The following is a 21,339-nucleotide window of genomic DNA, read 5'->3' as shown; positions in this document are numbered from 1 at the left end:
GAAGAGGGCGGAACCGATATGCCGCATCCATCTATGTACATCGATACAAAGGAGGTTATCCGTACCCCCGTTCCCCGGGAGGAACCATGCTGATCCGCAGAATCGCGGCGGCCGTCCTCGCTGTGCTCACGCTCGGCGGCGTCCAGGTGGCCACCGCCGCCCCGGCCGCCGCGGCACCGCGAGTCCTCTACTACGACACCAGCCAGGCTCAGGAGTTCAAGGCCGTCGCCGACCAGGGCGCGGCGATCTGGAACAGCCGGGCGACAAACGTGCGCCTGGAACCGGTGCCCTCCGGGCGCACCCCCAACATCCGGGTGTACGCCGACAACGGCTGGCCCCGCGCCTACACCCAGTCACTCGGCAACGGCTACTGGTACATGGGCCGGCAGGCCGTCAACCAGGGCTACCACCCGCCGCGGATCGCCGCCCACGAACTCGGCCACCTGCTCGGCCTCCCGGACAACCGGACCGGCCTCTGCAGCGACCTGATGTCCGGCAGCAGCGCCCCGGTGAGCTGCACCAACGCCTACCCGAGCGCGCGCGAACTGGCCACCGTGAACAGCAACTTCGCGTCGCTGACGGCAGTGACCGCCCGGTCCTACGTCTGGGCCGGCTGACCGACCCGCCGGGCGGGCACTGGCGGGCGCCCGCCCGGCGCACCGTCAACGGTCCTGGCGGGTGCCCGCCCGGCGCACCGTCACTCTTCCTGGCTCCACCACAGCGGCGGCGCGACATCGAGCCGGCCGAGCACCGCGCTAGCCTCGTGCTGGAGCCCGGCCACCAGACGGCACTCCACACCCCGGGCCGGCACAGCGCGGTGACGTCGAGCAGCGCCCAGGCACCGGAGACGGCGAGGAAATCCAGTTCCCGCAGGTCGATGACGAGGGTGTGTCCCGGTCCCGGCGCGGTGGCGGCCTGGGACCGGGAACCTGCAGACAGCAGGCGTCGGCGACACGCCGTGCGGCGATCACCACGGCGGACAGCACCACGTCCCGGTCGGCCAGGGCCAGGAAGTCCTCTTCGGTCAGGGTCGCGGCGTCGGCGTGCGGACGCTGCCGGAAGTAGCCCGGGATCTCCCGGCGACTGGCCCGGACCTCGGCGTCGAGCAGGGTCTGTTGCGCCCGCTGCCCCCGGACAGCCGGTTCGGTGCCGCTGTCAGCCATGTGCACCGGCTCTGACATTCACGCTACTCCCGTTCAAGACGTGAGGTGCGATGCGGCAGGCTGAGGGGTCGGCTGAACCCGTACGACGATCGGGAGCTCTTCTTGTTGTCAACGCCCTTCGTGACCGTCGACGTCACCGTGCTCGACGCCAACCTGCGGGCCATGGCGGACCACGCCACCGCCCGTGGTCTCGCACTGCGCCCGCACGCCAAGACCCACAAGTCCCCGGAGATCGCCCGCCGCCAACTCGCGCTGGGCGCGGTGGGCTTGACCGTCGCGACCGTTAGCGAGGCGGAGATCTTCGCCGCCGGCGGGGTGACTGACCTCTTCATCGCCTACCCGATCTGGCCGTCGCCCGAGCGGGCCGCCCGGCTGCGCGCACTGACCGAGCAGGCCGGGGTGCGGGTCGGGGTGGACTCGGCGGAGAGCGCGGAAGCGCTGGGCCGGGCGGTGCCGGGCCTGGAGGTGCTGGTCGAAGTGGACAGCGGACATCACCGCAGCGGGGTGCTCCCGGCCCAGGCCGGTGCGGTCGCGGTCGCCGCGGACAAGGCCGGATCGCTGGTACGGGGTGTCTTCACGTTCCCCGGGCACTCCTACGGTCCGGACCGTCAACGCCCGGCCGTGGACGCGGAGTCGGCAGCGCTGTCCGAGGCCGCGGCGACCCTCACCGCCCGGGGCCTGGACGCGTCGGTGCGCAGCGGCGGTTCGACCCCGACGGCCGCGCTGTCCGGTGACACGCTGACCGAGATCCGCCCCGGTGTCTACGTCTTCGGCGACGCCCAGCAGGTGGAGCTGGGCACGTGCGGCTGGGAGCAGGTGGCGCTGACCGTGACGGCGACCGTGGTGAGCCGTTCCGGGCAGCGGTTCATCCTGGACGCGGGCAGCAAGGTCCTCGGCGCAGACCAGCAGGCGTGGGCGACCGGCGGCGGCCGCCTGCCGGCTTACCCGGACGCCCGGATCACCGCCCTGTCCGAACATCACGCCACGGTGGTGCTGCCGGCGGGCCATGTCGTGCCGAAACTGGGCGTTCGTCTCGCGGTCGTCCCGAACCACGTGTGCGCCACGGTCAACCTGGCCGACGAACTGATCGTGGTCGACGGCGGCGAGGTGGTCGACCGCTGGCCGGTGACCGCTCGCGGGGCGAACACCTAAGGCGGCGGGGGCAGGGTGACGACCGCGTCGATGCCGGTCGGGGTGGCCGGGTCCAGCCGCACTGTGCCGCCGTCGGCTTCGGCCAGTTTGCGGACCAGGGCCAAGCCCAGGCCGCTGCCGCCCTTCGGTGCGCCGGGGGCCCGCCAGAACGGTTCGAGGGCCTGTTCGCGCTGGCCGGGTGGCAGGCCGGGGCCGGCGTCGACGACGTGCAGTTCGATTCGGTCGCCGGTGGCTAGAGCGGTCAGGGTGATCTCGCTGCCGGGCGGGGCCACGTTGAGGGCGTTGGAGATCAGGTTGTCGAGGATCTGCTCGACACTGCCGGAGACCACCGAGACCCAGACCGGATCGGCGGTACGCGCCAGCACGGTCACGCCCCGCTCCGCCGCCAGGGGCTGCCAGATCTCGGCGCGCTCGACGGCCTCGGCGGCCAGGTCGACCGGCTCCGGGGTCTCCTCACGGCGTTCGATCAGAGTCAGGTCGAGCAGCGTGTTGACGAGTTTGTCGAGACGCTCGGTCTCGCCGAGAGCCGCTTCCAGGTTGGCGGCTCCGGCCGGGGCGACGTCGGGTTCCAGGTTCTCCAGGCGCAGCCGTAACGCGGCGAGCGGGCTCTTGAGCTGGTGTGATGCGTGTTCCACGAAGGAACCGCGAGCCTCCAGGACGCTGTGCAGACGGGCCGCGGTCCGGTTGAACGTCGCCGCGAGCCGGCGCAGCTCCGGTGGCCCGGCCGCACCGGGGACGACGGCCGGGCCGGTGTCGTCGGCGAGTTGCCGGGTGGCGTGTTCGAGCAGGCGCACCGGTTTGCTGATCCAGGCGGCCAGCGCGTACGCGACGGCCACACTCACCGCCAGCACCACCACCGACGCACCAGCGAGCAGCGCCCAGAACTGCTGGACCTGGTCGAGGAGAGTGCTGGAGGGGACGCTCACCCGTACCGTACCCAGGGAGGGTTTGCCGGGGTTGACCGGAACCTGCGCGGACATCAGTGAGACCCCGGCTGCGGGCGCGGCCGTGCTGAAGACACTGCGGCCGGTGTCGTCGAACAGTTCGACCTGGCCGCGCCACCGCTCGGCCGACGCGTGCGCGATCTGCTCGGCGCCGTCCGCGTCGGCCTCGTCCAGTTCCGCGTCGATGTAGGCGGCCAGCACCTCGGCCTCACGCTCCAGCTGCCGGAGTGCCTGCTGCTGTTCGCTGCTCTGGAAGAGGTAACCGAGCGGGACCGCGAGCGCGGCCAGGACCATCAGCACCAGGCTGAGGTGGCTGAGGAGCAGGCGACGGATCATCTGTCAGCCGAGCGCGACCAGCCGGAAACCCACTCCGCGGCGGGTCTCGATCCAGGCCGGATCGCCCAGCTTCTTCCGCAACGCCGCGATGTGGAAGTCGAGCGTCTTGCCGCGGCCCTCGGCGGTCGCCCACACCTGCTCGAGCAGTCGCTGCCGCAGCACCACCGCGCCGGGCCGGGCGGCGAGCATGGCCAGCAGGTCGTACTCCTTAGGGGCCAGCGGCACCGGGGTCCCGCCGACGCTGACCTCGCGGGTGGTGCGGTCGATGACCAGGCCGCCGATGGTGCGGACGTCGGGCTCGGCCGCCACCCCCACCGGGGCGCGCTGGACCGCCGCCGCCCGGGAACGCCGGTCGACGGCCCGGATCCGGGCCACCAGCTCCCGCAGACTGAACGGTTTCGCCAGGTAGTCGTCGGCGCCGCCCTCCAGCCCGCGGACCAGCTCGGCCTCCCCGCGCCGCGAGGTGAGCATGATCACCGGCACGTTGCGGGTCCGGTTGAGCTCCCAGCACACGTCGACGCCGTCGATGTCGGGCAGCCCGAGGTCGAGCAACACCAGGTCGACCGGTGGGGCGGCCAGCGCCTCGGCGCCGGTGCCGACGTGACGTGCGACGATGCCGTAGCGCGCCAGGCCCTCCACCAACGGCACCGCGATCGAGTCGTCGTCCTCGACCAGAAGCACCTGCATCCTCATCCCTTCGCCGCCTGCCCGCTGACGACTATAGGAGCCGGAGCCCTCCGGCGAGACGGCGACGAGCCGCACGTCACTCGCTGAGAGTCGGCTTCGAAAACGGCGAGTTCTGTGCCAGGGCCAGGCCAGGAAATCGCCAGGAAAAAGCCAGGAGATCAACGGCGGAATCATTGTGTACGAATACAAAGGTCGCCGGTTCAAAAGCGTTCGGATACAGTTCCGGGACCAAATTGCTTCGAGTAATGAATGGAGTTGATGTCCGCCGTGGGCGGATATGGCTGGCAAGTTGTCCTGGTAGTGGTGCTGGTGCTGCTCAACGCGGCGTTCTCGGGCAGTGAGATGGCGCTCATCTCACTGCGGGAGAGCCAGTTGCAGCGTCTGGAGCGGCAATCCCGCACCGGTAGGACCCTGGCCAAGTTGGCGCGGGACCCGAACCGGTTCCTGGCCACCATTCAGATCGGTATCACCCTGGCGGGATTCCTCGCCTCGGCCGCCGCAGCGGTCGCTCTCGCGGCACCGCTGGTCGAGCCGCTCGGCTTCCTCGGCAGCGCCGCCGAACCGGTGTCGATCTTCCTGATCACGCTGGTCCTGACGTTCTTCACACTCGTCGTCGGCGAACTGGCCCCGAAACGGATCGCCATGCAGCGCGCCGAGGGCTGGGCGATGCTGGTGGCCCGTCCACTGGACGTGCTGGCCACCATGTCCCGGCCGGTGATCTGGCTGCTGGGCAAGTCCACCGACGGGGTGGTCCGGCTGGCCGGCGGCGACCCGAACGCGGGCCGGGAGGAGGTCTCCACCGAGGAGATCCGCGACATGGTCGCCAACCAGCAGGACTTCACCGCCGAGCAACGGGAGATCATCTCTGGCGCCTTCGAGATCGCCGACCGGATCCTGCGCGAGATCCTGGTACCCCGCCGTGACGTGCTCGTTCTCCCCGCCGGCCTCCCCGCTGCGGAAGGTCTGGCCCGGCTGGTCAAGGGCGGTCACTCGCGGGCTCCGGTGACCGGCCCGATGGGACTGGACGACGTGTTGGGCGTGGTGCACCTGCGGGACCTGGTGACCGCCGGTGGCGTGGTCCGCGACCACATGTTCACGCCGCTGTTCCTGCCGGAGACGCTCAAGGTGTCCGACGCGCTGCGGCAACTGCGGGTGCAGCGCCAGCAGTTCGCGATGGTCGTCGACGAGCGCGGTGCCATCGACGGCATCGTGACGATGGAGGACCTGGTCGAGGAGGTGGTCGGCGAGATCTACGACGAGACCGACCGGGACGTGCAGTCGGTGGTCCGCGAGGAGGACGGCGCGATGCTGCTGCCCGGCACCTTCCCGATCCACGACCTGCCGGACATCGGCGTCGAGATCGAAGCCGAGGAACTGGACGCGGGCGACTACACCACGGTCGCCGGCCTGGTCCTGGCCCACCTCGGCCACATCCCCACCACCACCGGCGAGAGCGTCCGCGTCGACGGGCACACCGCCGAGGTCGTCGAGATCACCGGCCGGGCCATCACCCGCGTCCGGGTGCGCGTGGCTTCGTCAAAGGGCGACTGATCGGCCCTGGCAGAACTTTCAGCGACCACTCAGGACGGTCGGTTAATTTCCGTACCGTTAATTGTGGTTTGGGGCTTTGATCGGAGATCACGTGGTTTTCAAGAAGATGCTGGGTGCCTTCGGGGTGGGTGGCCCGAGTGTCGACACGGTGCTGTCCCAACCCGGCGCGCAACCGGGCGCATCGGTCACCGGGCAGGTCAACCTCGTCGGCGGCAGCAGCGACGCCGCCATCGAGCACATCACCCTCGGCCTGGTCACCCGGATGGAGGTCGAGCACGGCGGCGGCGACCAGCAGGCGGTCGGCGAGTTCCACCGGCTGACCGTGAGCGGGCCGATGCGACTGGGCTCCGGGCAGCACCTGTCGCTGCCGTTCCAGCTGATCCTGCCGTGGGAGACGCCGATCACCGCGGTGTACGGGCAGCCCCTGCGCGGCATGGTGATGGGCGTGCGCACCGAGGTGTCGATCGCCCGCGCGCTGGACAAGGGCGACCTCGACCCGATCCAGATCCACCCGCTGCCCGTGCAGCAGAAGATCCTGGACGCGTTCGCCCAGATCGGTTTCGTCTTCAAGTCAGCCGACCTGGAGTACGGGCAGATCGCCGGCGTCCACCAGGCCCTGCCGTTCTACCAGGAGATCGAGTTCTTCCCGGCCCAGCAGTACGCGCACGTGATCAACGAGGTCGAGCTGACCTTCGTGACCAGCCCGCGGCAGGTCGACGTGATCCTGGAGTTCGACAAGCGCGGCGGCCTGTTCAGCGGCGGCCACGACAACTTCGGCCGTTACACGGTGTCCCACAACGACGCCGAGACCACCGACTGGACATCGGTCGTCGACGGCTGGGTCCGGCAGGCGGTCGAGCACCGGCAGAGCGCCCCGCAGGCCCCTGGTCACGGCCTGGGTTACGGGCAGCCCGCCTACAGCCACCACGGTCACTACCAGCAGAGCCACGGCCACGGTCACGGGCACGGCGGCGGTTCGGGCATGGGCGGCGTCGCGATGGGCGTGGTCGGCGGTCTGGCCGCCGGTTACGTGGCCGGCGAGATCATGGACGAGGTCTTCGAAGACGACGAGGGCGAGGACTGACCTCATGCTGGTGATGGCGTGACGCCTCGGGGCGGGCGGGCTGCCCGCCCCCAGTGCTGTCAGGGGCGGGCCGGGAATCCGTCGCGGAACCGCCAGCCGGGGTGCTGCGCGTGGAGCAGTTTCCGATGCCCGTTCCAGTCGGCGGGCTGAAGGGCGCGCGCGGGCTCGACGGTCGCCGCACCGCCCGCGATGCCGAATCCCCAGCTGAACCCGGTGATTGCCTCGACGGTCCGGATCTCCTCGTCGATCTCCGTGAGGTGGCAGAGGAAACTGTGCGCCAGCCAGTCGAGGTCGGCCCGGCTACGCCGCGCCGGGGCGTCGAACAGCGTCGGCGCGACACCGAAGAACGCGAATGGATGCGGAACCGCGCCGACGAACATGAGCGGGTCCATCTCGAACTCTTTCCCACCGCTGCCGTTGTCCGTCGACCGGACGAGCTGAATCCAGCCCAGCATGCTCGAATACCCGCGCCCCGCGTACTCGACGGTCGCCTGACAATGAGCCAGGCCCAGCGCTCCCGGGGACGCCCCGAGCTCGCCCGGGTCCCGCGTCGCGTCGACAGTGATGCTGACCTCGCCGGCCCGGCCATGCAGTGAGAACGGTAAATGCATTCCGGAAACGCTAGCGCAAGCCGGCCGTTTCGAGGTGCTCGGCGAGTTGGGCCAGGGAGGAGTTCATGCCGGTGGCGTGGTCGGCTGCGGAGATACCGGCCGGAACGTCGTCGGCCCGGAACTCCACCCGGGTGCCGTGTTCCACCGCCGTGACCTCCCAGGTCATCGTCATGGTGCCGGCCTGGGCCGGGTCGTCGGAGACGAAGTCGACGGCCTGCACGACCCGTGAGCCGGTGACGATGTCGACGAACCGGGCCTCGACGACGTCGGTGTCCGCGGTGGTCTTACCCGGCGCGGCCGAGGCGTCGGCGTAGGTCAGCACCAGCCGGTAGGACCCACCCGGCCGCGCGTCGAACCGCTCGAACCGTCCGCTCATCCCGGCCGGCGGCAACCAGACCGCCAGCGCCGAAGGGTCGACGAGCGCCGCGTAGACGCGGTCGAGCGGAGCCCCGATCACCCGGGAAGCGATGTCTGTCCGAGCCATCGGCCGAGCTTACAAGCCACCCACCGCAACGCCGGTCTCGCCGAAGCTTGCGTGGCGGAATTCGTTGACCGGCCAGCGCCGGTTGATCCTGTCGGTCGATGTCGCTCCGGGCGGCGTTCCGGCAATCTGCACCGCATGTCATTCGAAGTGGTGGTCGCTGCCGCACCACCGCCTCCGGACCGGTTGCCGTTGCCTCTGCTGCTGACTCGATATCCCACACCGGAAGCGTTGCGGGCCGTCACCAACGGCCAGCTCACCTCGACGAGGAGCGGCATCCCGAAGGCGGAAGCCGTGCTCCGGTACGCGCGGATCCTGGTGGGGCGCGCGACATCCTGGTCAGGGCCGCGTGGGAACTCACGCTCCGGCTCGGCATGCCGGTGACACCGTGGATGCTCGATCATGCGATCTGGAAAGCCGAACGCTCTTCGGAAGGTGCGGGTGGTCAGGCCATCTCGAGCAGCCGCTGCGCAGCTACCGCGGCGATGCCGCGCAGCGTGTCCTCCCGTCCTCCGGAACCTCCGTCTCGCAGTTCCACCTTCGTCAGCACATTGTCCTTGGCGAGGTAGGTGTAGCAGCGCTTCTCCGCCTTGCGGTCCGGCGCCTTCTTCACCGTGGCGCAATGCGCGAAACCAACCACGTCCGGGTACGCGGGTAGCTTGATCTCGGGTGTGGCAGATGAAGGACACCCATCCGGCGCCGAGCCCATCGGGCCGATCCGGTTCGGCCGGGCCGCCGAGAGTCGTCAGGCCGTCGCCCGGAACCATTGCCACCGTGACCAAGGCTTCCACATCGACCGCCGGAGACGGTGCCGGTGTGACGCTCGCTGTGCCTGCGGCAGCCGGTGGCGGCGGCGACGAGCAGCCGGAAGCGAGAACGGCTGCGACGGCCGGCACGCGAACGTACGCCTCATCCGTGGTCCCTTGCGAGTGATGATCGCGGGATCATAGCGAAGTCAAGGACATTGCTCGTTGCCGTTGTCTCACGACGGAAGCTGTCCCGTCCCGTCACCGGCTGGGGCTCAAACGGACTCTGGCTGTCACCTGCGGGGTGTGCTGGGCGGGCGTGACCACGGAGTACCGGTTCGGCACGGCCGACCGCGACGGCGGTGCCCATGGCGCCACCGGTCCGCGCCACCGATTTCAGGAAGCCGCAACCGGCGGGTCACGATTACGACCGTCCCTCCCGGTGAGCAGGGCAATCCATTGCACCATGGGGGTATGTCGATCCACCTCACCACCAGCCGCCTGACGCTGCGTCGCCTCACTGCGGACGACCTGGGCAACCTGGTCGAGTTGAACAGTGATCCCGAGGTCATGCGGTACTTCACCGGTGGTGAGCCGATGCCGTCCGAGCAGGTACGCGACGTGGTGTTGCCGACCATGCTCGCGTACTACGAACGGGGCGACGACTTCGGCTTCTGGGCGGCGACCGACTCGACGACCTCAGCCTTTCTTGGATGGTTTCACTTCCGGCCCGGAGCGATCAGCCGGGAGGGGATCGAGCTGGGATATCGCTTTTCCCGCCGAACGTGGGGAAAGGGCTACGCGACCGAAGGGTCTCGGGCGCTCATCGCGAAGGGATTCACCGAGGCGGGCGTGCAGCGCGTGTTCGCTGAGACGATGGCGGCCAACACGGCTTCGCGACGGGTGATGGAGAAGGCCGGGCTCCGCCATGTGGCCACCGGTGAACAGGGCAAGGTCCGGTACGCACTGACGCGTGCTGAGTGGCAGGCGACCGTGGCGCCCGGCTGAGCCAGCCCTGACCGGGATGGTGAGGGGTCTCACAAGCCGAGTGTGACCGGGGTCGCGGGTGTGCCGGACGTGAGTAGGTCGGTCAGTGGGGTGACGAGGTCGCGGGGTGAGAACAGGTCGGGGCCGGGGTAGTCGGCGATTTCGGCGAGCCGCCACCAGTGAAAAGCGGCGAGGTTCTCAGCGGTGCGCAGGTGGTTGTCGGTGAACTCGCCGTGTGGTTCGAAATGGGTGGCGCGGACGAGGAAGTAGTCGTTGACCAGGCCGTCGAAGCCGCGTGCGTGACCGGCGCCGACGATCACCTGACGCCAGACGTGTGGCGGGTCGATGCCGGTGACCAAGCCGGTCTCCTCGCGCAGTTCACGGTGCAGTGCGGCCAGCACGTCCTCGCCGGCTTCCACGCCGCCTCCCGGAGCGGCCCAGACGGCCGGTGCCCCGTCGGGGACCGCCGGGTGCGGGACGACGAATCGGCACAACAGGATCCGATCGGCCTCGTCGAGGATGATCGCGCGGGCGGACGGCCGAAGGTTCAACGGCAAGGCGGACTCCTGAGTTCGGTGCGCGGGGCACCGCAATGATGCCGTGCGCGCGGCATCGTTAAGATCCCGCTCGCCTCATCGATCGACGTCACGGGGGAATCCGCCGGTGTACCTGCTGTTGTTCTATGTCTGCGCGCTCGCCTTGAGTGCTCTTGTTCTCCTGCTCATGGCGATCACCGGTTTCGGGACGAGTTCGGTCGAGTACCGGATCCTCAGTGGTGCCGGGGCACTGGCGGCCGGCGCCTATGCGTTCTATCTGGTGTTTCGGTTCCAGGAAGGTGAGTACCTCTTCTTCTACGGTGTCCTGTTCCTGCCGGTGTTCGTCGGCTACCGGGTGTACCAGGGTTTCCGGGAGCGCGGCCAGAGCCGGGCGACCCGGCAGTCGGAGAAGGACTTGAAGAAGTCGGCGGACGATTGGCGTTCCGTTCGCCGTTGGTGACGCCGGGAGAACGGCCGGACCCGGCGAGGCGAGCACGCCGGGTCCGGATCATCTACGCGCTGGTGCAGACGGTTCCGTTGAGGGTGAAGACGGTGGGCAGGACGTTGGGGCCGCTGTAGTTGCCGACGAAACCGGTGCTCGTGGTCGCTCCCGCGGCCAGGGAGCCGTCGCCGACCACCCGGACGGTGCGGGCGGTCTGGGTCCAGGTGGCGTTCCAGCCGCTGCTCAGGGTCTGCCAGCCGGTCGGCCAGTCGAATGTCAGGGTCCAGTTGCCGACGGCTGCCGTCGTGTTGTTGGTGATGTCCACCTGGCCGACGTAGCCGTTGCCCCAGTCGTTGACGTCCCGGAACTTCACCGTGCAACCGGCGGCGGCCGGGGTGGCGGTGGTGAACGTCAGCGGCGGCGACGGGGCGGAGAGGCGGCCGGCGGTGTCGCGGGCGACCACGTTGACCGTGTAGCGGTGGCCGGGCTGCAGGTTGCCGACGGTCAGGGTGGTGGCGGTGGTCTCGCCGAGCAGTTCCGCGGCGCCGCCGTTCTGGCGGTACACCTCGTACTTCAGACCGGCCGCACCGGCCGGCCATGAGATGGTCGCTCCGCGGTCGGTGACGGTCGCGGTCGGTTTGCGGGGTGCGGGCGGCGTGGTGGTCACCTGGTTCGGGTGCAAGGTCAACAGACTGATGGAGTACGGGGCCAGCGTCTGCGTCGTCGCACTGCCGGTCGCGCCGGTCACGATGGTCTCGGCGCCGTTGGTGTACGTGGACACGGTCGGTGTGCCCGCGGCGGGCGTGAACCCGTGGTAGTTCAGCGACACCGACTGGGCGGCATCCGGGTCCTTGTTGATCAGCAGGAGGGCCACATCACCGTTGGCCCGGCGTACGGCATGGGCGGTGATCTTGTCGTTGTCGCTGCCCGCGGCGATGAAACGAGCGCCGGGCCGAGCCAGGTCGCCGACCAGGGACAACGCGTGGTAGGGCGCGAACGGCGTGTTCAGCGGCGGCTGGCAGACCGTGCTGTCGGCGTTGCAGTTGCCGCTGGACAGCAGCCCGTAGTCGCCGTAGTCGGTGTGCCCGGCGACCTCGGAGACGGTGCCGAGTCCGTTGTGCGTGTTCCACCAGTGGACGGTGAAGACACCCTGGGCGAGCAGGCCGCTGTAGACGTCGGCGAGGAACAGCGCGCCGGGCTGGGTGTTGCGGCCGACCTCGACGTTGGTCTCGGTCATGCTGATGCCGATCCGGCCGGTGGTGTCACCGGCGAAATCACGAAGCTGTCCCCGCAGCAGGTGCACCGCGTCGGTGATCTGGGCCGGTTTGGTGAGCGTTTCGGCCGGGGTGGCGCCGCCGGGGTACCAGTGCACGTCCACGAAGTCGATCACCGAACCGGCGCGGGTGAGCACCTCCTGGTTCCAGCTGCCCTGGTCACCGGCGCCGACGATGTTGTCCGGCCAGTTGCCGGGCATCGTCAGGACGGCACCGATCTTGATGTCCGGATCAACGGCTTTCATGGCATCGGCGTACGCGATGAGCGTGGTCGCGTACTCCCGGGGGCTCTTGTCGGCGTGGTCGTCGGCTTCCCAGGCGGAACCGTAGTGACCGTTGCCGTAGTTCTCGTTCCCGATGGTCCAGTGCTCGACGTCGTAGTCCTTGGTGATGTTGGCGTAGCGCACCCAGTCGGCGGCCTCTTGGGCGGTGCCGGTGCCGTAGTTCGCGATGATCATCGGCTCGGCGCCGGTTCGCCGGGCTCCGGCCATGAACGTGTCGAAGTCGGTGTTCGGGGCCACGTAACCGCCGGGTGCGGTGTGGTCGCGCCAGTGGTAGATGTCGGCGTACGAGCCGCCCGGATAGCGCAGCATGGTCACTCCGGCGTCACCGAGCAGGTCGGCGACGGCGGGGGTGCCGAGCTGGGAGTCCCAGATGGCGTGGTTGACGCCGACGGCGACGTCACCGACGGTGGCGAGACCGGCCCGGACGTCGACGTCCACCCGGGAGGTGGTGACGGCGGTGGCGGGGGAGGAGGGGACGACGGCGGTGGCGGCCGCGAGCAGGACGGTGCTCGCGATCGCTTTCCATGAGGTGTGCACAGGCACTCTCCGCGAGAAGCAGGGGATGGGAGCGCTCCCAATGCTCGGCTTCGAGAAAGACATCTGTCAATAACGGGAAACCGTGCAACCTCATCGGGTCCGACCACGGTCTGGGAGAACGTGAAAACAGACAGGAGCTCGGAGAGAACCGAGCGCGATCGGCAGTTCGCCGGCTTCGTGGCCGAGAAACGGGGCCACATGCTGCACACCGCCCGGCTGCTGACCGCGGGCGACAACCACCTGGCCGAGGATCTGGTGCAGACCGCGCTGACCAAACTGTTCGTCTCGTGGAGGGCGTTCCAGCAGGCGGAGAGCCCGAACGCGTACATCAAACGGGCCTTGTTCAACGCCCTGATGGACGAGCGCCGCCGCATCTGGCGCCGCTTCGAACGGCCGGTCGCCGAAGTCCCCGAAGGCCCCGGTGTGGCCACCGGTGCCGACGCCGACCCGGAACTCGCCCGCGCGCTCAAGGAACTGCCGCCCCGGATGCGGGCCGCCGTGGTGTTCCGGTTCGTCCACGACATGGACGTCGCGGACACCGCCGTGGCACTCGGCTGCTCGGCCGGAACGGTCAAGAGCCAGACCGCCCGCGCCCTCGACAAGCTCCGCGCCTCCCTCAGCCCGTCCGCCACCCCACTGATCCCGCAAGGAGCAACCCGATGAACGACCTGAACGAACGCCTCGCCCGTTTCGCCGGCCCGGTCCCGGCCGCCTCCGACGACACCATCGCCGCCGACGTGGCCCGTGGCCACCGGGCGGTCCGCCGCCGGCGCACCGCCCGGGTGGCCGCCGGGTCCGCCTTCGGGATCGCCGCCCTGGCCGCCGCGGTGGCCGTGCTCGGCACGACTCCCGCTGTCCGGGACGGTGCCACCGAGGCCCGGCCCGCGATCGGTGCCACCGCCGAGACCATCAGACTCGTCGACTACCGCGGCGAGCAGCCGAAGAACTTCACCATCGCCAAGGTGCCGGAGGGTTTCTTCGTCCAGAAGGACTACTACGGCGGCCTGACCATCGCCCCGGACGCGGCCCGCAACCCCGGCCCCGACGTCGACCCGTCGGTGGATCCGCTCTACGACCCGGAGATCTTCACCGGCAAGATCGCCATCTTCCTGGAGAACAAGTTCTACCGGGGTGAGCTGACCGGTGACACGGTCACCGTCGCCGGGAAGAAGGCGATCCTGCACTCGATCGGCCCCACCACCCAGCTGATCATCTCGGTGTCCGACGACGTCTACGCCACCATTCAGGCCGATGTCCCGCTGACCCGCGACCAACTGCTCGAACTCGGCGCCGGTCTGACCGTCCACCAGGACGCCATCGACCGGCAGGCCGGTGCGAAGGGCATCGTGAAGGATTAAGGTCAGGTTTCATGCGGATCACTGTGCTCGGCTCCGGCTCGTGGGGAACGACAGTCGCCTCGGTCCTCACCCGCCGCGATCATGAATCGCTGATCTGGGCGCGGAACGAGGCCACCGCGGACGAGATCAACGCCAAGCACAGCAACGACCGCTACCTGGCGGGATTCCCGCTCCCGGAGCGGCTGCGCGCCACCGCCGACCTCGCCGAGGCGGCGGCCCACGCCGAACTGCTCGTCGTCGGCGTGCCGACCGGGGCCTTCCGCGACACCCTGGAGCTGGCCCGGCCGAACCTGCACCCGTGGATCCCGGTGGTGAGCCTCAGCAAGGGCCTGGAACGGGACTCCCTGCTGCGGATGACCGAAGTGATCAAAGAGGTGCTGCCGGGCCACCCCGCCGCCGCGCTCACCGGCCCCAACCTGGCCAAGGAGATCATGGCGGGGATGGCGGCGGCTACCGTGATCGCCACCGAGGACCTGACCGTCGCCACCGAGATCCAGCGGATCTTCCGGCGGGGTCTGCTGCGCGTCTACACCAACCACGACGTGATCGGCTGCGAGGTCGGCGGCGCGCTGAAGAACGTGGTGGCGATCGCCACCGGGATCGCCCAGGGCCTGGGTGTCGGCGACAACACCCGGGCCGGGGTGATCTCCCGCGGTCTCGCCGAGCTGACCACCCTCGCGGTCGCGATGGGCGGCGAACCGGCCACCCTGGCCGGGCTGGCCGGGATGGGTGACCTGGTGGCGACGTGCATCAGCCCGCACAGCCGCAACCGGCACGTCGGCGAGCAACTCGGCCGGGGCCGGAGCCTGGCCGACATCCTCGGCGAGATGGGGCAGGTCGCCGAGGGGGTCAAGACCGTGCACGCGGCGGTTCAGCTGGCCGACCGGCACGGGCTGGCGATGCCGATCACCCGGACCATCCACCGGGTCGTGACCGGTGAGATCACTGCCTTGCGGGCCTATGACGGTCTACTGCGGACCCTCCCGGCCGGGCACGAGTCCGAGCCCGGCTGAGCCCTGCTGTCGGCCGGCGCCGGAGAAGAGCAACATCACCATGAAGGCTCTGAAGGTCGGCACCTTCCAGCCGAGCAACCAGGGTGTCACCGCCTGGTGAGGGCCTTCTCCCAGACCAGGCGCACGGCGGGCAGCACCTCGGAGACCGCGGGCAGGCCGGGGCCCGGCTCGCGCACCCCGACGGTGAGGGCCGGCGCGGACCGTTCGAGTGATCCGGCCATCCGGTCGATGTCGGTGATGATCGAGCCGGTGAGCACCAGCACGCCGGTGTCCTCGACCTCGGTGCGCACCGCCCGCATCGTCCGCTGCCGGGCCGCACGCAGCGAGTTCAGCAGGTCGTGCAGGCCGCCGGCATCCGGTCCGGCGGCCGCGCCGCGCACCGCGACCAGCTCGGAGTGCGCCGCGAAGGCGTCCGCCGCGGCGGTCAGGACCTGACCGATCGGCGCGGGTACGGACGGCGAGCCCGGTGCCGCCACGGCGTCGAACATCGACCGGGCCACCGAGTTGACCTGCTGCACCCCGTGCTCCAGGGCGCGCAGGGTCTGGTCCATCGGGTTCACCCGGGTCATCGGGGTGGTCAGCGACCAGCGGGCGTGCCCGGTCAGCTCGTCCACGGCGGTCACCGCGCCGGCCAGGTCCTCGTCGAGTTCCCGGGACCGGGCCAGCCACTGTTCGGCCTGCTCCCGGCTGTAACCGTCGCGCACCCCGGCGCCGAGCGCGCCGAGCAGGCGGCCGATCTCACCGGACAGGTGGGCCAGCTTGATCCGGGCCTGCTCGATCGGGGATACCCCGCCGACCAGCGGCGACAGGATCACGCCGACCACGATGCCGAGCACGGTGGCCTCGACCCGCTCCCACACGAACGTCTCGGTGATCATCGTGCCGCCGACCAGGATGCCCATCGACGTCAGCGGCACGGTGGCCGAACTGTCCCCGAGCCGCAGCAGTTTGCCGGCGGCCAGGCCCAGGGCGGCGATCGCCGCGATCGACCACGGCGTCACCCCGAACGCGCCCCACACGGCGAGCGTGACGGCGATGCCGGCGAGCGTGCCGATCAGCCGTTTCGAACCCTCCCGCAACGACGCGTGCGAACTCATCTGCACCGACAGCGTCGCCGAGATCGCGGCGAGCACCGGGCCGGCCAGGTCCAGCGTCTGTGCCGCCGCCAGCGCGATCCCCGCGGCCACCCCGGTCACCAGCACCGACCGGGCGGTGGCCGCCTCCACCTTCTCGCGGCACCGGTGCGCCAGGCGGCGCAGTGGCGCCGGAAGGTGCGGCTGCAACCGGGAGAACAGGGCCCGGCAGGTCAGCTCGACGGCCGGTTTGACCTTGCGGCGCAGCAGGGCGGCGAGGACCGCGCAGAGCACCAGGCCGGCGGCGACGACGGTGGTCGGATCAGAGGCGGAGACGAGCGATTGCGGAGACAAGAAAACGGCTTTCTCTCTTTTCCTGATTGATCTTCTGACTCAAAAACTATCGCCGTAATCTGTGCAATCTTTGGAATTAGTGCAAATGTGACGGGCGTCGCGCCCGGTTGAGTGACTTCACTCAGTTCCGCGCTGATCGGACCGACAGTGCGGACATGAGACGTGTCAGGGGTACGGGTGCGACGGCGCTGCCTCGTGCCGTACTCCTGCTCCTGCTGGTGCTCCTGGCCGCTCAGGGGCTCGGCTGGATCCGGCCCGGCTGGTACCCGATGGTGCTCGGCGGTTCCCTGGCCGTCATCGACGCGCTGGGCGTGTTCTACCTGTTGCGGGTGGCCCGGCTCGGGCTCCACAGCCTGTCCTGCCGGGTCGCCGCGGTCGCCCGCGGGCTCGGTGTCCTCAACGCGCTCCTCTTCCTGGCCTGGGCGTTCGGCGGCCCGAGTTGGGTGTGGTGGGTCGCGGCGTCCGCGCACGCCGCCGGGATGGCCCTGCTCGGCTTCTCCACGGTGCTCGGCCCGCTGACCCGGCTGAGCGGCCCGCACCGGCAGGCGTTCGTCGCGGAGATGGTGGCCGTCGGCGCCGCCGCCGTCATGATCATCTGGTGTGTGGGGCTGGACCCGGCGCTGTGGAGCGGCAGCCCCGACAAGGCCTGGATCATCCTGGCCGGCATGCCGCTCGCCGGCCTGATGCTGGCCATGGCGATCGCCGCGATGCTGCTGCGCGGCGTCATCACCCATTGGCGGGACCCGATCTCGGTACTGCTCGGTGGCATGGCCCTGGCGATCGTCACCGACACCGCCTGGGTGACCGGCCTGCCCGCGGTGGCCGACCACGCGGCCGGGCCGGGCGGCGGGATCATGCTGGTCACCACCCACGTACTGCTCACCCTCTCGCCCCTGATGACCAGCTCCGGCATCGGCAGTGTCACCGACCGGGCCCGGCGCACCGGCCCGCCCCGCTGGGTGGCGTTCCTGCCGCTGGGAGCACTGGTGTCCGGGGTCGCCCTGCTGCTCGGCGTGATCGTGTCGACCGCCGGCTTCCTCCGGTGGAGCGGCCTGATCGTGGCGACCGGCGTGATGATCGCCGCCGTCGCCGTCCGGCAGTGGCTGGAGTTGTCGTCCACCCAGGCCCGGGCCAGCCGCGACTTCGAGACCGGGCTGGCCAGCCGGGCCGCCCTGCGGGAGGCCCTGGCCGCACTGGTCCGCGCCCGGGAGAACTGCGCGGTCCTGGCGATCGCCATCCCACCCGGCGCGGCGGTGCCGGACGCCCTGCGCTCCTCGGTCCGCGCCGACGACCTCGTCGCCCGGCTCAGCGAGAACACGTTCGGCGTGCTGGTCAGCGACGCCGCCGTCGTCAGCGAGGCCACCACCGTGGCCCAGCGGATCCTCGCGGCGTTCCCGGACGGCGCCATCGGCGTGGCGGTGGCCCGCACCGACGAACCGGCCAAGACCATCCTGCGCAACGCCGAGATCGCCCTCACCCACGCCAAACGCGCCGGCACCGCGACGTTCGTCGTCTACGAGGCCAGCATGAACGACCGTCGCGCCGCCGACGCGGCCCTAGCCGAAGCCCTCGAAGGCGCGCTGCAGCGCGACGAGTTCACCGTGCTCTACCAGCCGATCGTCGAGCTGGCGACCCGGCGGGTGGTGGCCGTGGAGGCGTTGCTGCGCTGGCATTCGCCACTGCACGGCGACGTGTCACCCGGCCGGTTCATCCCGGTCGCCGAACGCTCCGGCGACATCGTGGCGATCGGCCAGTGGGTGCTGGAACAGGCCTGCCGGCAGGCCGTCGCGTGGCGGGCCGCCGGGATCGACCTGACCGTGACGGTGAACGTCTCACCACGTCAGTTGCAGGAACCCAGCCTGGCCCGGGACGTGCTGGGCGCCCTCGACCGCACCGGCCTGCCGGCGATCAACCTGGTCGTCGAGGTGACCGAATCGGCGATGGTCAACGAAGCGGTCGAGATCGCCGCCCTGCGCACCATCCGGGCCGCCGGGGTCCGGATCGCCATCGACGACTTCGGCACCGGCTACTCGTCACTGCAGTACCTCACCAGGCTGCCGGTCGACATCCTGAAGATCGACCGCAGCTTCGTGGCTCAGCTCGACGGCACCGCCGAGGGTTCGGCGATCGCCGAGGCCATCGTCCGGCTCGCCCAGATCCTGCGGCTGACCACCGTCGCGGAAGGCATCGAGGAGGAGATGCAGGCCCGGGAACTGATCAATCTCGGCTCCCAGCGCGGACAGGGCTTCCTGTTCTCCCGGCCGGTGCCCGCCGACCGGATCCCCGAACTGGCCGCCGATGTGACCTACACCGGCTTTCAGCAACTTTCCGCGTGACGGTCACCGGCACGCCGATGGAGATGTCATGACGGCGGTTCTCTCCATTGCGGCGATCTTCGGGGCGGCCGTCGTGATCTCGGCGATCGTCTCGGTGTCGGCGTGGCTCCGGCGCCACGAGGCGACCGGCTACCTCTCCATCGCGGTGCTCGCGGCCGGTTCGGTGTGGTGGTCGGCGATGTCGATGGTCACGCTGTTCTGGCGCGATCCGACCGTCGCGCTGTGGTCGATCTCGCTCACCTACGCGGGCGTGTTCCTGCTGGTCGGCGGCTGGTGGGTGACGTCGCGGGCGCTCGCCGACCGGTTCTGGCGACTCCGGCCGCGGACCGCCCTGATCCTGGCCGCCGAACCGCTGCTCTGCACGATCGCCCTGGCCACCAACCCGTGGCATCACCTGTTCATCGACCACTTGAAAGCGACAAGCGTCGGTGGGGCGTACGCCGCGGTCTTCGGTCCGCTCTTCTGGGTCCACGCCCTCTACTGCTACGCCCTGCTCACCATCTCCGGCGTCCGGGTCTTCCGGGTCTTCATCCGCGGCGCCGGCCGCAAACGCGGCTACCTGCTGGCCGTCCTGACCACCCTGCCGTCCGTCCTGGTCAACCTGGTCGGCATCCTGTCCGGCGGCCGGCTCGTCGACCTCACCGCCATCGGCCTGGCGGTCGGCGCACCGGTCATGTACTGGATGGTCCGCCACGACTCGTCACCGTCCGCCGCCCCGGTCTCCCACCACGATCTGTTCCGGATCATGTCCGACCTGGTCATCGTGGTCGACGGCCAGCGCCGCGTACTGGACCACAACCCGGCCGCCCGCAGCCTGGTCGAACACCTCGGCGCCGCCGACCGTCTCCCCGCCGTGTTCGGCGAGTTTCCCGCAGGCGGGCACAGCGAATTCACGATCAACGACATCGGCGGTACGGGTATCGACCTCAGCGTCCAGATCAGCGCGGTCACCGGCCGCCGCAGCAGCGACACCGCCTGGGTCCTGGTGGCCCGGGACGTCACCGAGGACAACGACCGGCGCCGCGCCCTGGAACACGCCAACGCCCAGCTGCACACCCAGCTCGCCACCATCGAACGGCTCCGCAGCGACCTGGCCGAACAGGCCAACCGGGACCACCTCACCGGCCTGCACAACCGCCGCCACCTGATGACCACGCTGTCCGGCATGCTGGCGTCCGGGCGCCCGCTCAGCTTCGCCCTGGTCGACATCGACCACTTCAAACAGATCAATGATCGGTACGGGCACACCACCGGCGACGACGTGCTCCGTCAGGTGGCGCAGCGGCTGTCCGTGGTGGCCCGCCCCGGTGACCTGGTGGCCCGGTACGGCGGCGAGGAGTTCGCCATCGTCCTGGCCGACTGTGGCATCGACGAGGCGACCGCCCGGGTCGACGAGGTGCGCCGGGCGGTCAAAGCCGGTGACAGCGGTGCCGCCGCGGTCACGGTGAGCGCCGGTGTCACCGCGTCCACCACCGCCCACGACATCCGGGAACTCATCCACACCGCCGACATGGCCCTGTATGCCGCCAAGGAGTCCGGCCGTGACCGGGTGCACGTCGGCGGGCTCACCCCACGGCCGGTTCCAGCAGGTGGTCGAGGCCGATGACCTCGAAGAGGCGTTTCACGATGCCGGCCGGGTTGGCGATCCGGAATTCGAGACCGGCCCGGTCGGCGGCCTGATAACCGTCGATGATCCCGCCGAGCGCCTCGGAGTCGATGAACCGGACCCCGGTCAGGTCGACGACGATCCGGTCGCCGTCACCGGCCTCGACGACGCCGAGCAGGCTGGTGGTCAACTCGTCGCGGGTGTCGATGTCGAACTCGCCGGCCAGCAGGACCCGGCGGGTCCGCAGACCGCCGGGACCGGCCTGGACCGGTGCGAGGCTGATGGAGAAGTAGTCGTCCGGCACCTTGTTTGTCTACCAGCAAATTGTTGCGATCACCTCTCGAGGGGGAATGACGCCCAGATGTGCTTGGTGTCCGGCGTCGCGTACCAGCCCACATCCAGCGAGAACGAGCGGGCCAGCAGCAGCCCGCGGCCACCCTCGCCCAGTGGGCGGCCACCGGCCGGCTCCGGCGCCGACGTCAGGTCGTGATCGGCGACGTCGAGGATGAGCCGGCCCGCGTCGTACAGCAGCCGGATCTCGGTCGGTGGCAGACCGTGCCGGATCGCATTGGTCGCCAGTTCGGTGGCGACCAGCACGATCCGGTCGATCACGTCGTCCGGATCGTGCTGGGTGAACGCCGGATCTGCGGTCAGTTCACGATGGAGCGACGCCCGGAGCGCCCGCAACTCGGTGGTACTGGTGAGCGTCCACTGTCGCAGGGAACGGGCGGTTGGCGGCGGCGAGGAGACAGGGATCCGATCCACCCGGATCCTGTGCCCCGCA

Annotated in this window: 23 protein-coding genes; 12 read left to right on the top strand and 11 right to left on the bottom strand. The window is 70.0% G+C overall.

Features of this window, described 5'->3' with window-relative positions; all coding sequences use genetic code 11:
- The first annotated feature begins 86 nt into the window (after positions 1 to 86).
- On the top strand, positions 87 to 617 hold the full coding sequence (locus BLU81_RS14470) for a snapalysin family zinc-dependent metalloprotease (protein ID WP_092545087.1): 531 nt from the start codon (positions 87 to 89) through the stop codon (positions 615 to 617).
- 138 nt (positions 618 to 755) lie between these two features.
- On the opposite strand, the gene BLU81_RS14465 is transcribed toward BLU81_RS14470, so the two are convergent.
- A complete protein-coding gene (locus BLU81_RS14465; RefSeq protein ID WP_157751573.1) occupies positions 756 to 1,181 on the bottom strand; it encodes a hypothetical protein in 426 nt (141 codons plus the stop codon).
- Positions 1,182 to 1,265: 84 nt separating this feature from the next.
- Here BLU81_RS14465 and BLU81_RS14460 point away from each other — a divergent pair, with 84 nt between their 5' ends.
- A complete protein-coding gene (locus BLU81_RS14460; protein ID WP_231954523.1) occupies positions 1,266 to 2,315 on the top strand; it encodes an alanine racemase in 1,050 nt (349 codons plus the stop codon).
- Here the strand turns inward: BLU81_RS14460 and BLU81_RS14455 are convergent.
- The gene (locus tag BLU81_RS14455) at positions 2,312 to 3,595 is read right to left on the bottom strand and encodes a sensor histidine kinase (RefSeq protein WP_092545083.1); all 1,284 of its coding nucleotides are present in this window, start codon (positions 3,593 to 3,595) and stop codon (positions 2,312 to 2,314) included. The genes BLU81_RS14460 and BLU81_RS14455 overlap by 4 nt on opposite strands.
- Positions 3,596 to 3,598: 3 nt before the next feature.
- Positions 3,599 to 4,282, bottom strand: a complete 684-nt coding sequence (locus tag BLU81_RS14450; RefSeq protein WP_197686227.1) for a response regulator transcription factor — start codon at positions 4,280 to 4,282, stop codon at positions 3,599 to 3,601.
- A gap of 258 nt (positions 4,283 to 4,540) precedes the next feature.
- Here BLU81_RS14450 and BLU81_RS14445 point away from each other — a divergent pair, with 258 nt between their 5' ends.
- Positions 4,541 to 5,833: a hemolysin family protein gene (locus BLU81_RS14445; protein ID WP_092557070.1), complete on the top strand. Its 1,293-nt coding sequence runs from the start codon at positions 4,541 to 4,543 to the stop codon at positions 5,831 to 5,833.
- Between the two features lie 91 nt (positions 5,834 to 5,924).
- Positions 5,925 to 6,917 (top strand): sporulation protein, encoded by a 993-nt coding sequence (locus BLU81_RS14440; protein WP_092545078.1) that lies wholly within the window; start codon positions 5,925 to 5,927, stop codon positions 6,915 to 6,917.
- A 59-nt stretch (positions 6,918 to 6,976) separates the two neighbouring features.
- Here BLU81_RS14440 and BLU81_RS14435 read toward each other — a convergent pair whose 3' ends face one another.
- Both BLU81_RS14435 and BLU81_RS14430 read right to left on the bottom strand, forming a co-directional pair.
- The gene (locus BLU81_RS14435) at positions 6,977 to 7,528 is read right to left on the bottom strand and encodes a hypothetical protein (protein WP_092545076.1); all 552 of its coding nucleotides are present in this window, start codon (positions 7,526 to 7,528) and stop codon (positions 6,977 to 6,979) included.
- A 10-nt stretch (positions 7,529 to 7,538) separates the two neighbouring features.
- Positions 7,539 to 8,012, bottom strand: a complete 474-nt coding sequence (locus BLU81_RS14430) for an SRPBCC domain-containing protein (RefSeq protein WP_092545074.1) — start codon at positions 8,010 to 8,012, stop codon at positions 7,539 to 7,541.
- A 135-nt stretch (positions 8,013 to 8,147) separates the two neighbouring features.
- Here BLU81_RS14430 and BLU81_RS48260 point away from each other — a divergent pair, with 135 nt between their 5' ends.
- Complete coding sequence (locus BLU81_RS48260) at positions 8,148 to 8,393, top strand: hypothetical protein (RefSeq protein WP_157751572.1); 246 nt, start codon at positions 8,148 to 8,150, stop codon at positions 8,391 to 8,393.
- 61 nt (positions 8,394 to 8,454) lie between these two features.
- Here BLU81_RS48260 and BLU81_RS48255 read toward each other — a convergent pair whose 3' ends face one another.
- Positions 8,455 to 8,718, bottom strand: coding sequence for a hypothetical protein (locus BLU81_RS48255; RefSeq protein WP_157751571.1), 264 nt, complete (start codon positions 8,716 to 8,718; stop codon positions 8,455 to 8,457).
- A gap of 511 nt (positions 8,719 to 9,229) precedes the next feature.
- On the opposite strand from BLU81_RS48255, the gene BLU81_RS14425 reads away from it, so the two are divergent.
- A complete protein-coding gene (locus tag BLU81_RS14425) occupies positions 9,230 to 9,763 on the top strand; it encodes a GNAT family N-acetyltransferase (RefSeq protein ID WP_092545072.1) in 534 nt (177 codons plus the stop codon).
- A 29-nt stretch (positions 9,764 to 9,792) separates the two neighbouring features.
- Here BLU81_RS14425 and BLU81_RS14420 read toward each other — a convergent pair whose 3' ends face one another.
- The gene (locus tag BLU81_RS14420) at positions 9,793 to 10,299 is read right to left on the bottom strand and encodes an NUDIX hydrolase (protein ID WP_092545070.1); all 507 of its coding nucleotides are present in this window, start codon (positions 10,297 to 10,299) and stop codon (positions 9,793 to 9,795) included.
- A gap of 106 nt (positions 10,300 to 10,405) precedes the next feature.
- Here BLU81_RS14420 and BLU81_RS14415 point away from each other — a divergent pair, with 106 nt between their 5' ends.
- The gene (locus BLU81_RS14415) at positions 10,406 to 10,738 is read left to right on the top strand and encodes a hypothetical protein (protein ID WP_092545068.1); all 333 of its coding nucleotides are present in this window, start codon (positions 10,406 to 10,408) and stop codon (positions 10,736 to 10,738) included.
- A 52-nt stretch (positions 10,739 to 10,790) separates the two neighbouring features.
- Here the strand turns inward: BLU81_RS14415 and BLU81_RS14410 are convergent, their stop codons facing one another.
- Positions 10,791 to 12,878 carry a cellulose binding domain-containing protein gene (locus BLU81_RS14410; RefSeq protein ID WP_092545066.1) on the bottom strand — a complete coding sequence of 696 codons (2,088 nt, stop codon included), beginning with the start codon at positions 12,876 to 12,878 and terminating at the stop codon, positions 10,791 to 10,793.
- A 57-nt stretch (positions 12,879 to 12,935) separates the two neighbouring features.
- Here BLU81_RS14410 and BLU81_RS14405 point away from each other — a divergent pair, with 57 nt between their 5' ends.
- From BLU81_RS14405 to BLU81_RS14395, 3 genes are read left to right on the top strand one after another with little or no spacing between them, the layout of a single operon-like run.
- Positions 12,936 to 13,478: a SigE family RNA polymerase sigma factor gene (locus BLU81_RS14405; RefSeq protein WP_092545064.1), complete on the top strand. Its 543-nt coding sequence runs from the start codon at positions 12,936 to 12,938 to the stop codon at positions 13,476 to 13,478.
- Positions 13,475 to 14,173 (top strand): hypothetical protein, encoded by a 699-nt coding sequence (locus BLU81_RS14400; protein ID WP_092545062.1) that lies wholly within the window; start codon positions 13,475 to 13,477, stop codon positions 14,171 to 14,173. The genes BLU81_RS14405 and BLU81_RS14400 overlap by 4 nt, the downstream gene beginning before the upstream one ends.
- An 11-nt stretch (positions 14,174 to 14,184) precedes the next feature.
- Positions 14,185 to 15,186, top strand: a complete 1,002-nt coding sequence (locus tag BLU81_RS14395; protein ID WP_092545060.1) for an NAD(P)H-dependent glycerol-3-phosphate dehydrogenase — start codon at positions 14,185 to 14,187, stop codon at positions 15,184 to 15,186.
- A gap of 86 nt (positions 15,187 to 15,272) precedes the next feature.
- Here the strand turns inward: BLU81_RS14395 and BLU81_RS14390 are convergent, their stop codons facing one another.
- The gene (locus BLU81_RS14390) at positions 15,273 to 16,613 is read right to left on the bottom strand and encodes an FUSC family protein (protein WP_092545058.1); all 1,341 of its coding nucleotides are present in this window, start codon (positions 16,611 to 16,613) and stop codon (positions 15,273 to 15,275) included.
- A 155-nt stretch (positions 16,614 to 16,768) separates the two neighbouring features.
- Here BLU81_RS14390 and BLU81_RS14385 point away from each other — a divergent pair, with 155 nt between their 5' ends.
- Both BLU81_RS14385 and BLU81_RS14380 read left to right on the top strand, forming a co-directional pair.
- A complete protein-coding gene (locus BLU81_RS14385) occupies positions 16,769 to 18,949 on the top strand; it encodes a putative bifunctional diguanylate cyclase/phosphodiesterase (protein WP_157751570.1) in 2,181 nt (726 codons plus the stop codon).
- A gap of 28 nt (positions 18,950 to 18,977) precedes the next feature.
- Complete coding sequence (locus BLU81_RS14380; protein ID WP_092545054.1) at positions 18,978 to 20,555, top strand: GGDEF domain-containing protein; 1,578 nt, start codon at positions 18,978 to 18,980, stop codon at positions 20,553 to 20,555.
- Here the strand turns inward: BLU81_RS14380 and BLU81_RS14375 are convergent.
- Together BLU81_RS14375 and BLU81_RS14370 are read right to left on the bottom strand one after the other, a co-directional pair.
- Positions 20,515 to 20,859 (bottom strand): STAS domain-containing protein, encoded by a 345-nt coding sequence (locus tag BLU81_RS14375; RefSeq protein ID WP_092545052.1) that lies wholly within the window; start codon positions 20,857 to 20,859, stop codon positions 20,515 to 20,517. The two genes, BLU81_RS14380 and BLU81_RS14375, sit on opposite strands and share 41 nt — an antisense overlap.
- Positions 20,860 to 20,888: 29 nt before the next feature.
- Positions 20,889 to 21,320, bottom strand: coding sequence for an ATP-binding protein (locus BLU81_RS14370; protein WP_092545050.1), 432 nt, complete (start codon positions 21,318 to 21,320; stop codon positions 20,889 to 20,891).
- Positions 21,321 to 21,339: the final 19 nt, after the last annotated feature.

Origin of the sequence: Actinoplanes derwentensis, assembly GCF_900104725.1 — a bacterium.
GTDB lineage: Bacteria > Actinomycetota > Actinomycetes > Mycobacteriales > Micromonosporaceae > Actinoplanes > Actinoplanes derwentensis.
Note: the sequence above shows the minus strand (reverse complement) of the source record. Positions and strands in the feature narration are given on the sequence as shown.

What these genes read in the sequence shown, in the direction of transcription:
- BLU81_RS48255 (WP_157751571.1), bottom strand. Translation starts at nt 8,718, where the DNA reads ATGGGCTCGGCGCCGGATGGGTGTCCTTCATCTGCCACACCCGAGATC.
- BLU81_RS14385 (WP_157751570.1), top strand. Translation starts at nt 16,769, where the DNA reads ATGAGACGTGTCAGGGGTACGGGTGCGACGGCGCTGCCTCGTGCCGTA.
- BLU81_RS14430 (WP_092545074.1), bottom strand. Translation starts at nt 8,012, where the DNA reads ATGGCTCGGACAGACATCGCTTCCCGGGTGATCGGGGCTCCGCTCGAC.
- BLU81_RS14400 (WP_092545062.1), top strand. Translation starts at nt 13,475, where the DNA reads ATGAACGACCTGAACGAACGCCTCGCCCGTTTCGCCGGCCCGGTCCCG.
- BLU81_RS14410 (WP_092545066.1), bottom strand. Translation starts at nt 12,878, where the DNA reads ATGTCTTTCTCGAAGCCGAGCATTGGGAGCGCTCCCATCCCCTGCTTC.
- BLU81_RS14450 (WP_197686227.1), bottom strand. Translation starts at nt 4,282, where the DNA reads ATGCAGGTGCTTCTGGTCGAGGACGACGACTCGATCGCGGTGCCGTTG.
- BLU81_RS14455 (WP_092545083.1), bottom strand. Translation starts at nt 3,595, where the DNA reads ATGATCCGTCGCCTGCTCCTCAGCCACCTCAGCCTGGTGCTGATGGTC.
- BLU81_RS14445 (WP_092557070.1), top strand. Translation starts at nt 4,541, where the DNA reads ATGTCCGCCGTGGGCGGATATGGCTGGCAAGTTGTCCTGGTAGTGGTG.
- BLU81_RS14425 (WP_092545072.1), top strand. Translation starts at nt 9,230, where the DNA reads ATGTCGATCCACCTCACCACCAGCCGCCTGACGCTGCGTCGCCTCACT.
- BLU81_RS14395 (WP_092545060.1), top strand. Translation starts at nt 14,185, where the DNA reads ATGCGGATCACTGTGCTCGGCTCCGGCTCGTGGGGAACGACAGTCGCC.
- BLU81_RS48260 (WP_157751572.1), top strand. Translation starts at nt 8,148, where the DNA reads ATGTCATTCGAAGTGGTGGTCGCTGCCGCACCACCGCCTCCGGACCGG.
- BLU81_RS14470 (WP_092545087.1), top strand. Translation starts at nt 87, where the DNA reads ATGCTGATCCGCAGAATCGCGGCGGCCGTCCTCGCTGTGCTCACGCTC.
- BLU81_RS14380 (WP_092545054.1), top strand. Translation starts at nt 18,978, where the DNA reads ATGACGGCGGTTCTCTCCATTGCGGCGATCTTCGGGGCGGCCGTCGTG.
- BLU81_RS14435 (WP_092545076.1), bottom strand. Translation starts at nt 7,528, where the DNA reads ATGCATTTACCGTTCTCACTGCATGGCCGGGCCGGCGAGGTCAGCATC.
- BLU81_RS14465 (WP_157751573.1), bottom strand. Translation starts at nt 1,181, where the DNA reads ATGTCAGAGCCGGTGCACATGGCTGACAGCGGCACCGAACCGGCTGTC.